A 14,616-nucleotide genomic window follows, 5' to 3' on the forward strand; every position below is an offset into this window, starting at 1 on the left:
CCTAGGCCGCGGAAATGGACGTGCGCACGCAGTCGCGGCCGTTGGCCTTGGCGGCATACAGCGCCTGGTCGGCCACCTGCAGGGCGTCCTCGATGTCGTCCACGGTGCCCGGCACAACGGTATGTACGCCGACGCTGGCGGAGATGCGCACCGGCGGGCCGTGCTGGGATTCGCAGGGCGTCGACGAGATCGCGCGTCGGACATCCTCGGCCACCGCCACTGCCGCCCGCAGGTCGGTGCCGGGCAGGACCGCCACGAATTCCTCGCCGCCGAAGCGCGCCAGCAGGGCGTCATGCGGCTCCAGCACCGCGCCGATGCGCTGCGAAGCAGCGCGCAGGACGTCGTCGCCGACCAGGTGTCCGTACTCGTCGTTGATCGACTTGAAGAAATCCAGGTCGACCATCAGCAGCGACAGCGGCCGCCGCTCCTGGTTGCTGGCCACGAGCAGACGCTCGAAGGCATCGTGGAAGTGCGAACGGTTGTGCAGGCCGGTCAGGCCGTCGCGCCGGCTGGACTCGCGCAGGCGCGAATGCGCCTCCTCCAGCTGGTCCAGGATGTTGCGCAGCTCGCGCGTGCGCTGCGCGACCTTGCGTTCCAGCTGGACGTTGGCCTCGCTGACGATGCGCTCGTTCTCGTTGCGCAGCGAGGCGTAGCGGTAGCTCAGCGCCACCGACAGGAACAGCATCTCCAGCGCCGAGCCCAGCTGTACGCCGTATTCGGTGAAGAAGTTCTTCGGGATCACACCGAAGGCGACCAGGGTGTAGATCGCGGTGCCGGCCAGGAACATCGCCCACGACAGCAGGAACAGCCGCGCCGGTGCGTAGCCCTTGCGCACCGAATCGATGCTGGCGACGGTGATCCAGACGATGCTGACCAGCACCGCCAGCGACACCGCCGGCGTGATCAGGCGGTAGGGGACGAACACCGCCGCGATGCCGAAGCACACGAAGGCGGCGATGGCGACGATGCTCACCCGGTTGCCCAGCGGCCAGCGCTCGCCCAGGCCCAGGAACACGCGGGCGAACTGGTGCATGCCGATCAGCGCCAGGCTGATCGACAGCGGCACCGATTTGTCGGCCAGCCAGGTGTTGTCGGGCCAGAGGTATTCGAAGCCCAGGCCGTTGAGGCAGAACAGCACCAGGCCGAAGGCGCTGATGTGGAACAGGTACCAGAAATAGCTGGCGTCGCGCAGCACCAGCCACAGCACCAGGTTGTAGAAGAACAGCGCCAGCAGGATGCCGTAGTACAGGCCGATGGCGAACTGCGCGTCGCGCGAGAGCTCGGTGAACGCGGCCGGCGTGTACAGCACCAGCGGCACCTGCATCGAGCTCTGGCTCTGCACCCGGAACAGGATGTCCACCGGCTGTCCCGCAGGCAGGTCGAGCAGGAAGTTGGGATGGCGGTAGCGGATCGCGCGCTCGCCGAAGGGCAGGGTGTCGCCGCCGGCCTGGTGTTTGACGCGTCCGTCGGGGTAGCGCAGGTAGACGTCGAGGCGGTCGCTGAGCGGATAGGTCTGCACCATCAGCCAGCGCGGCTCCTCCACGTTCCGGTTGAGCACGCGCGCATGGACCCAGAAGGCGCCGTCCTGGAAGCCGAAGGCCGGGTTGCCGCCGGGCAGCGGCGCGAAGGCATCGGTGCCGAGCAGGCGCCAGGCCTCGTCCACGGTCTCGGCGCCACTGATGTCGTGGCGGAAAGTGACATGGGGCGAAAGCGCGAGTTCGCCGGTGTCAGGCGCGAGTTCGACCACGCCGGCGCTGGCCGGCGCCAGCACCTGCAGCAGCAGTGCGAGCACGGCCGCCCAGAGGGCCGGCCATGGCCGATTCGCGATCATCCTGACATCCCCATGAAAGCGTCCATGACTACCCCACCGGCCACAGCCCCGGTCCGATCATAAGCCTGTCGGCGATCCCGAGGTAAACGCGATCGTGCACGATAGGGGGCCATCCCCGACCCGGAGGCCCCATGCGCAGTCTTGTCCGCCTGCTTGCCGCCCTGTGCCTGTTCGCTGCCGCGGGTGCGGCAGGCGCCGCCCAGTGGCAGGGCCGGGTGTTCGACGACCGCGACGGCGACGGCGTCGCGGGCCCCGGCGAGCCGGGCGTGGAGGGGGTGGCGGTGTCCGACGGCCGGTCGGTGGTGCTGACTGATGGCGAAGGCCGCTACCGCCTGGACGCGCGCGCTGACGCGCCGCTGTTCGTGGTCAAGCCGGCCGGTTGGCGCTTGCCGCTGCGCGCCGACGGCCTGCCGGCGGCCTGGCATGCGCCGCGGCCCGGGGGCGGTGATCGCGAGGCCGATTTCGCCCTGCAGCGCGGTCCGGCGCGGGGCCGCGGCGGGCTCTCGGTACGGGTCTTTGCCGACCCGCAGGTGAAGTCGCTGGCCGACGTGGATTACTACGCGCGGGACATCGTCGACCCGCTGGCCGCGGCGGGCGGCCGCGAGGCGGATCTCGGCATCAGCCTGGGCGACATCGTCGACGACGTGGTCGCGCTGTACCCGGACGTCAATGCGGTGACCAGGCGCCTGGGCGTGCCGTGGCTGCATGTGCCGGGCAACCACGATTTCGATCCCGATGCGAAGGCCGACGACACCTCGCTGTCGGCCTTCCGGGCCAGCTACGGTCCGGACACCTTCGCCTGGGAGGAGGGCGCGGCCAGCTTCCTCGTGCTTGACGACGTGGTGCTGCAGCCCGGCCAGCGCCCGGCCTACGTCGGCGGCTTGCGCGGGGACCAGTTCGAATTCCTCGAGGCCTGGCTGCCGACCGTGCCGAAGGACCGCCTGCTGGTGCTGGGCGTGCACATCCCGCTGTTCGACACCGCCGCGCCGGGACGCCCGGAGACCTTCCGCAGCGCCGACCGTGAGCGCCTGTTCGCCCTGCTGCGCGACTTCCCGAAGCTGCTGGTGCTGAGCGGCCACCGCCATACCCAGCGCCAGCATCGCCACGGGCCGGCGGAGGGCTGGCACGGCGCGGTGCCGCTGCACGAGTTCAACGTCGGTGCGGCCAGCGGTGCCTTCTGGTCCGGTGCGCCGGACGCCGAAGGCATTCCGGACGCGACCATGGCCGACGGCACGCCCAATGGCCACGCACTTCTGGAGATCGATGCCGACGGCGGCTACCGCCTGTCCTGGCACCCGGCGCGCCTGCCGGTTGCCGATCCGGCGCGCACGAACGCCATGCACCTGCACGCGCCGAAGGTGCTGCGCCGCGGTGCGTACCCGGCCTGGGCGGTCTACGCCAACGTCTACATGGCCGAAGCCGATACCCGGGTCGAATATCGCGTGGGCGAAGGCGAGTGGCGGCCGATGCAGCGCGTCGAGCGCCCGGATCCCTGGCTCATGGCCGAGAACGCGCGCGACGACGAGGCTGCCGCGCTACGTGGCTTCGATCGTTCGCCGGAGGCGGAGCCTTCCGTGCACCTGTGGCGTGGTGCGCTGCCTACGGACCTGGCCGCGGGCGGGCATGCGATCGAGGTGCGCGCTTTCGATCGCTGGCATGGGGAACAGCGTGCGGCGACGAACTATCGACTCGAGGAGTGGGTGGCGGTGCCCGCGACGGAGTGAGGGCCAGCCAGACGCGCGACGCTTACGGCGTGATCGCGTCGAAGCTTTCCACCCGCGGATGCCCGTTGGACTCCTCATCGCCGCGCGGCTGCGGATAGTCCTCCAGCCGGTCGACCAGCACCGTGCGCAGTCCGGCCTCGCGCGCGGCGTCAAGCTCGGCGACGACGTCGGACAGGAACAGGATCGAGCCCGGCTCGCGGCCGAGTTCCCCTGCGATGCGCGCGTAGCTGGCCGCCTCGCGCTTGCCGCCGACCTGGGTGTCGAAGAAGGCCTCGAACAGCGGCAGCAGGTCGCCGGCGTCGGAGTGGCCGAAGAACATCTTCTGCGCCGGCACCGAGCCCGACGAATACACCGCCAGCGGGTGCCCGGCCGCATGCCAGCGACGCAGTCCCTCGACGGCATCGGGATACACGTGCGCGGTGAAGTCCGCGCGCCCGTAACCGTCGGCCCAGATCATGCCCTGCAGCGCCTTGAGCGCCGTGTGCTTGCGGTCCTCGTCGATCCAGCCCTGCAGCGTCTCCACGATCATCGCGTCCTCGCACATCGCCCCGTGCTCGGTCGCCACCTGGTCCAGCCAGCGCCGCACCTCCGGCTCCTGCCCGCGCTCGCGCACGAACCGCGGCAACTCCCGCCGCGCATAAGGAAACAACACCTCGCGCACGAACGAAATGCTGCCCGCGGTACCTTCGATGTCAGTCAGGATAGTGGTCGTCATGGAGGCCTCTGCCACGGATCAATATGGTTCGGAGGGAGGGAAAATCAAAAGCCTTCTGCCACGGATTACGCGGATAAAAGCAGATAGGGCCAAGCAAGGTTGTGCCTCTTCCTATCTGCTCTTATCCGCGTAATCCGTGGCAAAAAAGCTTTTGATCTTCGTCAGCGCGCGGACTTCTCGTAGCGCGGGAAGCGCTGGGCGATGTCGGTGCCGGTGAAATGGCCGACCCAGCCGTCGGGCTGCTGGAAGAAGCGGATGGCGATGAATTCGGGCTCGGGGCCCATGTCGAACCAGTGGGTGGTGCCGTCGGGCACCGCGATCAGGTCGTCCTTGACGCATTCGATCTCGTAGACCCGGTCGTCCACGTGCAGGGTGAACAGGCCCGAGCCGGCGACGAAGAAGCGGACTTCGTCTTCCTTGTGGAAGTGCTCGTCGAGGAAGGTCGCGCGCATCTGCTCGCGCTTGGGGTTGTCCGGGGCGATGCTGACCACGTCGACGGTGGTGAAGCCGCGTTCGGCGCTGATGCGGTCGATGTCGGCGCGATAGGCGGCCAGGACCTCGTCCTGCGAGGCGCCTGCGGACACCGGCTGGCTGGCCTGCCAGCGTTCGAAGGTGACGCCGATCTTCCCGAGTTCGGCGGCGATGGCGTCGCCGTCGCGGGTGTCGAGCAGGGTGGTGTCGGGAGCGTCTTCGGCGAAGATGCGCAGGCGGCTCATGGCGGATCTCCAGTGTGGGGTCGGCGGGCCAGCGTAGCAGCCGGGGCGGGCGGCATGGTTGCGTTCGCGGAACGCTGTGCGTCCCGACGGCGATGAATCGGGGGCCGTGACCTCAATGGCCGGCGCACAGCCGGCGCAGCTCCAGCTCGCAGCCGAACAGGAACTCGAAGGCCTCCAGGTGGCGGCGGGCCTCGGCCATGTCGCGGCCCCAGGCGTAGAGGCCGTGGCCATCGATCAGGTAGCCCCACATCGGTCCCTGGTCGAGCAGGGCGTCGACCTGGGCGGCCAGCGTCGGCATGTCCTGCGAATTCGGCAGCACCGGCACGTCGATCGCCGCCTCGTGGGTGTCGTTGCCGCGGAAGGCCTTGAGCAGTTCGTAACCCTCCAGGCGCACATGGCCGGCGCCGGCGTACAGCCGCGAGGCGATGGTCTGCGCCTGCGAATGCGTGTGCAGCACGCAGCCCACGTCCGGATAGCGGGCATAGAGCTGCGTGTGCAGCAGGGTCTCGGCCGAGGGCCGGTGGTCGCTGCCCACCGCGCGGCCGTCCATGTCCACCACCATGATGTCGCCTTCGCGCAGCTTGCCCTTGTCGCGCCCTGACACCGTGATCGCCGCGTGCCGCTCGTCCAGCCGCCGCGAGAAGTTGCTGCTGGTCGCCGGCGTCCACCCCAGCGCCGCCAGCTCACGCACGTTGATGATGATTTCCCCGGCCAGCTCGCGCAGCCGGTGCTCGTCGAAGGGCAATGCGTCGCTCATGCCGCCAAGTCTAGCGCCAACCCGGCTTCGGGGAGGGGTGCGTAAGAGCAATTTTTGCCACGGATGAACGCGGATGACGCGGATTTACACGGATCAAGCAGAAGCAGGAATGGGCCGCGGCCCAACCCGGGCATTTGCTCTATCCGTGTAAATCCGCGTCATCCGCGTTCATCCGTGGCAAATCTTTTGCTGTTGGCGCTCAGTCCGGAGCGGCCACCGCCCGGCGGCGGCTGAAGCCGCGGTAGGCGGCCAGGGCGAGGAGGGCGATGATGATGGCGCCGAGCAGGGTGTCGATCGGGGTCGACCAGGCCAGCAGGCCGCAGGCCAGCAGGGCGGCCATGCCCAGCAGCCGGTCGGAGGTGGTGGCCGGGCGCGCCCGGGTGCCCAGCAGCAGGCTCAGGCCGGCGGCGACATAGGCCATCACCACCAGGGTCACGGCCATGTTGATGATGATCTCGAACTGCGAGGACACGGAGTCCGACAGCGTGGTCAGGGCGATCAGGGTCATGGCGACCACCACCAGCAGCAGGCCCGTCGATGCCGCGCCGTTGCGGCGGACGCGCCCGAACACCGCCGGCAGGAAGCCGCGCTGCGCGGCGCGCGCGCCGGATTCGCCGGTGACCAGCATCCAGCCGCCCAGCGTGCCGGTGGCCTTCAGCGCCGCGGCCGCGGCGATCACCGGGATCGCCCATTCGCCGAACATGCGCCCGGCGACCAGGGCGAAGGGCGCGCTCGAGCCCGCCAGTTCCTCCACCGGTACGATGCCCATCATCAGCACCGACGAGGTCAGGTAGACCACGCCCGCCAGCACGATGCCGCCCAGGGTGGCGATCGGCACGTTGCGGTCGGGGTCGCGGACCACGCCGGCCACCATCGCGCCGGTCTCCAGGCCGATGAAGGCCCAGAACACCACCGCCAGCGAACCGAAGGCCACGGAGGCGTCCGATTCTCCGGTCACGTTCCAGCCGGCGCTGAACAGCCCCGGGTTGAAGTGCGTCCAGCCCGCGATCAGGATCGCCGCCACCGGCAGCAGGCCGAACACCACGCAGAACGACTGGAAGCGCGCGATGCTGCGCGGCCCCAGCAGGTTGAGCCCGAACATCGCCCAGATCAGCAGCACCTGACCGACCAGACGCACGCCCAGACCGTCCTCGATCGGCAGCAGGATGATCAGGTAGCCGAAGGCCGCCACCGCGATGGCGTTGTTGCCGATCCACGACGACAGCCAGTACAGCGTCGACGCCAGGAAGCCCATGTCGCGCCCGAGCGAGGGCCGCACGTAGTCGTCGGGCGAGGTCAGGTCCGGATGCTGGCGGGCGATGCGCGCGAACGCCGCGCCCAGCGCGACCGCCAGCAGGGTGGCGATCAGCCAGGACAGCGCGGTGACCGTGCCGGACTTCGCCAGCGTGGCCGGCAGCAGGAAGAAGCCCGAGCCGATCATGTTGTTGGCCACCATGAAGGTCGCCAGCACCGGGCCGATCTTCTTGACGGCGGTGGTCGTCGTGGTCATCGCGTGGCCCTGTCGGCCGTCAGGCCTTGTCGCGCGTGTTGAGCTTGCTGTTGCGGTAGCCGTAGCCGAAGTAGATCACCTGGCCGAGCAGCGTCCACAGCACGAAGATCAGCCAGTGCTCCATGAACGACTGGAAGAACAGGAACAGGCAGGCCAGCACGCCCAGCGGGCAGATCAGCAGGAAGAACGGCACCCGGAACGGGCGCGGGATGTCCGGGCGCGTGTAGCGCAGTACCAGCACGCCCAGGCAGACCGTCGCGAAGGCGATCAGGGTGCCCATAGAGACCAGCTCGCCCAGCACGCTCAGCGGCATGAAGCCGGCCAGCAGGCAGGCCGCGGCGCCGACGATGATCGTGCCGACGTAGGGCGTGCGGTACTTCGGGTGCACCTTGCCGAACAGCTTGGGCAGCAGGCCGTCACGCGACATCGAATAGAAGATGCGCGGCTGCGCCATCAACATCACCAGGATCACCGAGGACAGGCCGGCGATCGCGCCGATCTCGACCGCGGTCTTGAGCCAGCCGAGGTTGGCCGAAGGATCGGCCTTCATCGCCTCCTCCAGCGCGGTGGCGACCGGCTTGGCGGTGTCGAGCAGCGAGTAGTGGGTCATTCCGGTCAGCACCGCGCACACGGCGATGTAGATGATCGTGCACACCACCAGCGAGCCGAGGATGCCGATGGGCATGTCGCGCTGCGGGTTCTTGGCCTCGCCGGCGGCGGTGGAGACGGCGTCGAAGCCGATATAGGCGAAGAACACGATGGTGGCCGCGCGGAACACGCCGTCCATGCCGAACTGGCCGGGGCCGGTGTTCTCGGGGATGAAGGGCGTCCAGTTGGCCGGGTCGACGTACTGGAAGCCGAAGCCCAGGAACGCGGCGATCACCGCGACCTTGATCGCGACCACGATGGCGTTGACGAAGGCCGACTGGGTCATGCCGATGAAGCACAGGCCGCTGACCGCGGCGACGATCAGCACCGCCGGCAGGTTGATCACGCCCGCGGTCCTGACGAATTCGCCGTTGGCCCAGGTGATGGGCGCGGTGGCGAGCTCGGCAGGGAAGGGAACGCCCAGGGTGGTGGTCAGGAAGCTGACCAGGTAGCCCGACCAGCCGACCGCGACCGTGCTGGATGCGAACAGGTACTCGAGCACCAGGCACCAGCCGATGAACCAGGCGATGAATTCGCCCAGCGTCGCATATGAATAGGAGTAGGCGCTGCCGGAGACCGGCATCATCGCCGAGAACTCGGCGTAGCACAGGCCGGCGAAGGCGCAGGCCAGGCCGGCCAGCACGAAGCTGAGCATGATCGCCGGGCCGGCGTGGTTGGCCGCGGCCTGGCCGGTGAGCACGAAGATGCCCGCGCCGATCACCGCGCCGATGCCCAGCAGCACCAGGTGGCGTGCGGTCAGCGTGCGCTTGAGGGTGGCTTCGCCCTGCAGGCTGCCCTCGACGGGTTCGCCGGCATCGACGTGCGGAGCCGGCTCGACCGGCTTGACCCTCATCAGCGCTTTCAGCATCCGCAGCTTCTCCCCTCGATAGTGGTTTGCCGCGGCACGCTTCCCCGGAAGCCGTGCCGCGATGGTTGGCGCAGGGCGCCACGGCTGCCGTACCTTGCCAAAGCGACTCCGCGCGCACAAGCGGCAGTGCAGCGCCGTGCGGCGATAATGTGCGCCCCCTTCAAGCCGGCGCCGCGATGCGGCGATGCAGCATGACTCCCGATCCCCTGGCCCTGCTCGCGTCCGCCTTCACCGCCCATGCCGCCGCATGGCCGGGCGAGGCGGAGGAGGCGCGCGTGTTCATCGAACTGCTGGGCGAGGGCCGCCACGCCTTCCTGCGCGAGCGCCTGGAGGGGCACTTCACCGCGTCCGCGCTGCTGGTCAGCGCCGACGGCCGGCGCACGCTGCTGACCCACCACCGCAAGCTCGACCGCTGGCTGCAGCCCGGCGGTCACGCCGACGGCGACATGGACCTGTCGCGGGTGGCGCTGACCGAAGCCAGCGAGGAGAGCGGCCTGCCGGGCCTGCGCGTGGAAGGCGGCATCTTCGACCTCGACCGCCACTGGATCCCGGAGCGCAAGGGCGTGCCGGGGCACTGGCACCACGACGTGCGCTACATCGTGCGCGCCGGCGACGACGAACGCTTCGTGGTCGGCGAGGAGTCGCACGACCTCGCCTGGCTCGAAGTCGAAACAGTCGCCGCCGATGCCACCATCGACCCCTCCCTGCGTCGCATGGCCCGCAAGTGGCTTGGCCGTGCTGCTCCGTAGGAGGGCAGGTTCAAAAGCTTTGCCACGGATCACGCGGATTACGCGGATTTACACGGATAGAGCAGAAGCCTCTTACTGCGAACAGCCGTGCTGCGATGCGCGCGCGGTCATCCGACAAGCAGCCTCAACACAGTAGTCGCCCTGCTTTATCCGTGTAAATCCGCGTAATCCGCGTAATCCGTGGCAAAAAAAAGGCTTCCGGTTTCCCGCTCGAAGCGAACCGCAGCCGTCTAGTACAGCACCCGCGTGCGCAGGGTGTCCGGGATCGCCGCCAACTCGGCCTTCAGCGCCAGGGCCTGATCCGGGGTGGCGCCGACGTCGATCACCACGTAGCCGACGTTGGCGTCGGTGCGCAGGTACTGGCCGTCGATGTTGAGCCCGGCCTGGGAGAACACTTCGTTGATCTTCGACAGCACGCCGGGCACGTTGCGGTGGATATGCAGGATGCGCTGGCTGCCCTCGTGGCCCGGCAGGGTGACCTCCGGGAAGTTGACCGCCGACAGCGTGCTGCCGTTGTCGCTGTAGCGCACCAGCTTGGCCGCCACTTCCAGGCCGATGTTGTCCTGCGCCTCCAGCGTGCTGCCGCCCACGTGTGGCGTCAGGATCACGTTGTCGAAGCGGGTCAATGGCGATTCGAAGGCCTCGTCGTTGCCCTTGGGCTCGACCGGGAACACGTCGATGGCGGCGCCGCCGACCTGGCCGCTCTCCAGCGCCGCGGCCAGGGCATCGATGTCGACCACGGTCCCGCGCGAGGCGTTGACCAGGTGCACGCCGCGCTTCATCGCGGCGAGTTCGGCCGCGCCGATCATCGTCTTCGTGGCCGGCGTCTCCGGCACGTGCAGGGTCACCACGTCGGCGCGCGCGAGCAGGTCGTCGAGGCCGGCGGCGGCGCGGGCATTGCCCAGCGACAGCTTGGCCTCGACGTCGTGGAACAGCACCTGCATGCCCAGGCCCTCGGCCAGCAGTCCGACCTGGGTGCCGATGTGGCCGTAGCCGACGATGCCGAGCGTCTTGCCGCGCACCTCGTGGCTGCCGGCCGCCGATTTCAGCCAGCCGCCGCGCAGGCAGGCGGCGTGGCGCGCGGGCACCCCGCGCATCAGCATGATGATTTCGGCGATCACCAGCTCCGCCACGCTGCGGGTGTTGGAATAGGGCGCGTTGAACACCGGCACGCCGGCGCGCGCCGCGGCCTCCAGGTCCACCTGGTTGGTGCCGATGCAGAAGCAGCCCACCGCCATCAGTCGCCGCGCCTCGGCCAGCACTTCGGCGGTGAGCTGGGTACGCGAACGGATGCCGACGATGTGCGCCTCGCGGATGCGCCGGCGCAGTTCGTCCTCCGGCAGGGATGCGGCATGGGCCTCGATGCTCGAATAGCCCGCGTCCTCGAAGATGGCCACCGCGCTGGGGCTGACGCCCTCGAGCAGCAGCACGTGGATGTCCTTGCGCGGGTAGGAGGTCTTCATCGCCGGCCTGTGGATGGGTGCGGCTCAAGTGTGCCAGCGGCTGGCCGATGTTGCACTGCAGCGGTGGACGCTGGCCCGCGCCGCTGGCAGGCTGGGCCTCCCACCATGGCGGCCCGGCGATGAGCGACCCCCGACTCGACACCCTGCGCGAATCCGCGCCCGGCCTGCGCCTGGCCACGACGCCCGCGGAACTGGAGTACTACGGCCGCGACTGGACCCGGCGCTGGGCGCCGGCACCGCTGGCCGTGGCCCTGCCGGGGAGCATCGAAGAGGTGCAGGCGGTGCTGCGCTGGGCCAGCGCTGAAGGCGTGCCCGTGGTGCCCTCGGGTGGCCGCACCGGGCTCTCCGGCGGCGCCGTGGCCGCCAACGGCGAACTGGTGCTGAGCCTTGAGCGCATGCGCCGCGTGCTGGGCTTCGATCCGGTCGACCGCACGCTCACCGTCGAGGCAGGTATCCCGCTGGAAGCGGTGCAGGCCGAGGCCCGCGAGCACGGCCTGCAGTACCCGGTCGACTTCGCCGCACGCGGCTCCTGCACCATCGGCGGCAACATCGCCACCAATGCCGGCGGCATCCGCGTGCTGCGCTACGGCAATACGCGAGAGTGGGTTGCGGGCCTGAAGCTGGTGACCGCCGCGGGCGAACTGCTCGACCTCAACCGTGGCCTGGTCAAGAACTCCAGCGGATACGACCTCCGCCATCTCGCCATTGCCTCCGAGGGCACGCTCGGCGTGGTGGTCGAGGCCACCCTGAAGCTGGCGCCGCCGTCGCCGCCGGTGGCCACGCTGCTGCTGGCGCTGCCTTCGTTCGAGGTGCTGATGCAGGTGTTCCAGCTGCTGCGCGAACGCCTGGCGCTGGAAGCCTTCGAATTCTTCACCGACGTGGCGCTGCGGCATGTGCTTGCGCATGGCGCCCAGGCCCCCTTCGAGCGCGGGTATCCCTATTACGTGGTCGCCGATGCGGCCGCGGCGGGACCGGATGACGACCGCGTGCTGGAGGCCTTCACCCACTGCGCGGAACAGGGCTGGGTCGAGGACGGCGTGGTCGCGCAGTCGCAGGCGCAGGCCGCGCAGCTGTGGCGGCTGCGCGAAGGCATCACCGAAGCCCTGGCGCCGCACCTGCCGTACAAGAACGACGTCGCCGTGCGGGTGTCGGCGATGCCGGCCTTCCTCGCCGACGCACAGGTGCTGCTGGGTGCCGAGTACCCGGAGTTCGAGGTGGCGTGGTTCGGCCACATCGGCGACGGCAACCTGCACATCAACGTGCTGAAGCCCCAAGCGCTGGCGCCGGACGCCTTCGTCGAGCGCTGCGGCGCGGTGACCGCGCACTTGGCCGAACTGGTGCAGCGCCACGGTGGCACCATCTCCGCCGAACACGGCATCGGCCTGGTCAAGAAGCCGTACCTGGGCTGTACGCGCGGCCCGGCGGAGGTCGCCGTCATGCGCGCCGTGCGCGCGGCGCTCGATCCGGCAGGTATCCTTAACCCCGGAAAGCTCTTCGATCCCCCGACTTCCCCTTCCCGATGAACACACACATGATCCGAATCGTTCTTGGCTGCGCGTTCGCGCTGGCCCTTGCCGCTCCCGCCCACGCGTCCAGCTTCGCCGGCACCAGCGCCGGGGCGGGCTCCGCGTCCAGCGGGGCTTCGTCCGGCTCGACTTCGGGCAACGACAAGGTCGTGCTGCAGGCGCGCGAGGATGCGGCGGGCTTCGTCGCCAGCGACGGCCGCATCCGCGGCGCGCGGCTGGAGGCGGCGCTGCGCCAGCTGCGCGCGGATTCCGCCGAAGCCCGCGCGGCCAGCGACATGGAACTGGCACGGGCGATCCTGGCTCGCTGATGGCCGGGGGCGGTGCCGAAGCACACACTGAAGGCGTTCACGCTGGCGGCATGGCTGGCGTTCGCAGCGGACGCTGAGGCCGCGCTGCGGATCGAGGCGGAGCCGGGCCCGCCTGAGGCGGAGCTGGCGGCGACGCAGGAACTCGTGGACGAGGCGCTCTCGCGGCTGCCACCGCGTTGGCGCGCGCAGGAGCGCACGCTCCAGCTGGCCTGGCGCGATGATTTGCCCGAAGGCGTGCACGGCCGCATCCGCGGCCGGCGGATCGGGCTGTCGCGCGCGCTGCTGGACGGGGCAGGGGCGGGCATCGAGCCGGCCGTCGCGGCGCTGCTGCACGAGCTGGCCCACGCCTGGGACCGCGAGCACGGCCTGTCGCGTGATCCCCGCCTGCTGGATCTCGCCGGCTGGCAGGTGCGGCCGCTGTGGCCCGGACGCACGCGCCGCAACGACTTCAGCGCGCGCAGCCCGGACGCCTACGAGCTGCATTCACCGGCCGAATTCGTGGCGGTGAACCTCGAGCACTTCCTGCTCGATCCCGGCTACGCCTGCCGCCGCCCGGCGCTGCACGCCTGGTTCTCGGCGCACTTCGACTGGGCGCCCCACGCGCCCGCGTGCGATGCGGCGCTGCCCTACGTGGATGCCGGCGCGCTGTCGGATGCCGGCGCTGCACCGCTGCTGGAGCTCGATCCCGCGCGCGTGTTCGCGGTCGACTACCTGCTCGCCGGCGACGGCGACGCCATGATGAGCCGCTGGGGCCACAGCATGCTGCGGCTGGTGGTCTGCGCGCCGGGGCGTGAGCCCGGACCCGACTGCCGCCTCGACCTCGACCACCACCGCGTGCTCTCGTTCCGCGCCTTCGTCGATGACCTGCAGCTGTCGAGCTGGCGCGGGCTGACCGGCGGCTATCCCTCGCGGCTGTTCGTGCTGCCGATGCAGCAGGTGGTGGACGAGTACACGCGCGTCGAGCTTCGGCCGCTGGAATCAGTCCCGCTGCAACTGTCGGGCGATGCGATCGCGGCCCTGCTGGAGCGCGCCGCGCACGTGCACTGGAGCTACGACGGTCGCTACCGCTTCATCGGCAACAACTGCGCGGTCGAAACCTGGAAGCTGCTGCACGACGGCGTTCCCGGTGTGGCCGATGCCGGCCTCGACAGCATCACGCCCAAGGGCCTGCTGCGACGCCTGCGCCGCGCAGGCCTGGTGGACGATGCGCAGCGACCTGCCGATCCCGTCGAGGCGCTGCGTCTGGGCTACCGCTTCGAGCCCTGGAGCGCCCACTACCAGGCGCTGTACGACACCGCGCGCGAACGGCTGGCGCTCGGCCCCGATGATGTCGAAGCCTGGCTGCGCCTGCCGCCGTCGCGGCGCGCATCCTGGCTGGAGCGCGGCGACATGCGCGCCTCGGCCGCCCTCCTGCTGCTGGAAGAGGCCGCGCTGCGACGCGAGGAGCAGCAGGCCCGCGACGTGCTGAAGCGGCACGTGAGCCTCGACGGGCTGCCGGACCTGCTCGTCGAGGCCCTGCGCGAAGGCGGCGTGCTGGCGAGCCCCGCGGAACTGCTCTCGCTGCCCGGTTACGGCCTGCCGCAGGCCGCCGAGCGCGAACAGGCCCGCGCCGGCGCCGGCGCGCGCGCGGCACGCTTGCGCGAGCTCGATGCACGCCTGCACGCCGTGGCCCGCGAATGGCTGCCGCCCGCGAACCGCGCGGCGCTGGAACAGACCGAGGCCAACATCGCGGCCCTGGGCGACCGCCTGAGGACCCTGCACCAGGCCGAAGGCGGCCTCACGCTGCCCTAGCGGCCCGTGC

General features: G+C 70.0%; 12 protein-coding genes. 5 read left to right on the plus strand and 7 right to left on the minus strand.

Annotated elements, in window-relative coordinates:
* Position 1 precedes the first annotated feature (1 nt).
* Entirely contained in the window at positions 2-1,831 is a 1,830-nt protein-coding gene (locus tag E2170_RS12450) for a sensor domain-containing diguanylate cyclase (protein ID WP_133000934.1), read from the minus strand.
* 131 nt (positions 1,832-1,962) lie between these two features.
* Between E2170_RS12450 and E2170_RS12455 the strand changes: the two genes are divergently transcribed.
* Positions 1,963-3,555, plus strand: coding sequence for a calcineurin-like phosphoesterase C-terminal domain-containing protein (locus E2170_RS12455; RefSeq protein WP_133000935.1), 1,593 nt, complete (start codon positions 1,963-1,965; stop codon positions 3,553-3,555).
* Positions 3,556-3,577: 22 nt separating this feature from the next.
* Here E2170_RS12455 and mtnC read toward each other — a convergent pair whose 3' ends face one another.
* From mtnC to E2170_RS12480, 5 genes are all read right to left on the minus strand, one after another.
* Positions 3,578-4,270, minus strand: a complete 693-nt coding sequence (gene mtnC / locus E2170_RS12460) for an acireductone synthase (RefSeq protein ID WP_133000936.1) — start codon at positions 4,268-4,270, stop codon at positions 3,578-3,580.
* A gap of 161 nt (positions 4,271-4,431) precedes the next feature.
* Positions 4,432-4,986 carry a 1,2-dihydroxy-3-keto-5-methylthiopentene dioxygenase gene (locus E2170_RS12465; protein ID WP_133000937.1) on the minus strand — a complete coding sequence of 185 codons (555 nt, stop codon included), beginning with the start codon at positions 4,984-4,986 and terminating at the stop codon, positions 4,432-4,434.
* Between the two features lie 112 nt (positions 4,987-5,098).
* Positions 5,099-5,743, minus strand: coding sequence for a methylthioribulose 1-phosphate dehydratase (locus E2170_RS12470; protein ID WP_133000938.1), 645 nt, complete (start codon positions 5,741-5,743; stop codon positions 5,099-5,101).
* Positions 5,744-5,942: 199 nt separating this feature from the next.
* Positions 5,943-7,253 carry an amino acid permease gene (locus tag E2170_RS12475; RefSeq protein WP_133000939.1) on the minus strand — a complete coding sequence of 437 codons (1,311 nt, stop codon included), beginning with the start codon at positions 7,251-7,253 and terminating at the stop codon, positions 5,943-5,945.
* Between the two features lie 19 nt (positions 7,254-7,272).
* Entirely contained in the window at positions 7,273-8,769 is a 1,497-nt protein-coding gene (locus E2170_RS12480; protein WP_133000940.1) for an amino acid permease, read from the minus strand.
* Between the two features lie 191 nt (positions 8,770-8,960).
* On the opposite strand from E2170_RS12480, the gene E2170_RS12485 reads away from it, so the two are divergent.
* On the plus strand, positions 8,961-9,518 hold the full coding sequence (locus E2170_RS12485; RefSeq protein ID WP_133000941.1) for an NUDIX hydrolase: 558 nt from the start codon (positions 8,961-8,963) through the stop codon (positions 9,516-9,518).
* A gap of 230 nt (positions 9,519-9,748) precedes the next feature.
* Here the strand turns inward: E2170_RS12485 and serA are convergent, their stop codons facing one another.
* Complete coding sequence (gene serA, locus E2170_RS12490) at positions 9,749-10,981, minus strand: phosphoglycerate dehydrogenase (protein WP_133000942.1); 1,233 nt, start codon at positions 10,979-10,981, stop codon at positions 9,749-9,751.
* Positions 10,982-11,100: 119 nt separating this feature from the next.
* Between serA and E2170_RS12495 the strand changes: the two genes are divergently transcribed.
* Genes E2170_RS12495 through E2170_RS12505 form a run of 3 tightly spaced genes read left to right on the plus strand, consistent with a single transcriptional unit; the run spans position 11,101 to position 14,606 of the window.
* Positions 11,101-12,504 (plus strand): FAD-binding oxidoreductase, encoded by a 1,404-nt coding sequence (locus E2170_RS12495; RefSeq protein ID WP_133000943.1) that lies wholly within the window; start codon positions 11,101-11,103, stop codon positions 12,502-12,504.
* An 8-nt stretch (positions 12,505-12,512) separates the two neighbouring features.
* Complete coding sequence (locus E2170_RS12500; RefSeq protein WP_133000944.1) at positions 12,513-12,815, plus strand: DUF2388 domain-containing protein; 303 nt, start codon at positions 12,513-12,515, stop codon at positions 12,813-12,815.
* Positions 12,816-12,827: 12 nt separating this feature from the next.
* Positions 12,828-14,606, plus strand: a complete 1,779-nt coding sequence (locus tag E2170_RS12505) for a DUF7844 domain-containing protein (RefSeq protein WP_243708163.1) — start codon at positions 12,828-12,830, stop codon at positions 14,604-14,606.
* Positions 14,607-14,616 lie beyond the last annotated feature (10 nt).

The organism is Luteimonas arsenica (assembly GCF_004352825.1).
GTDB classification, from domain to species: domain Bacteria; phylum Pseudomonadota; class Gammaproteobacteria; order Xanthomonadales; family Xanthomonadaceae; genus Luteimonas; species Luteimonas arsenica.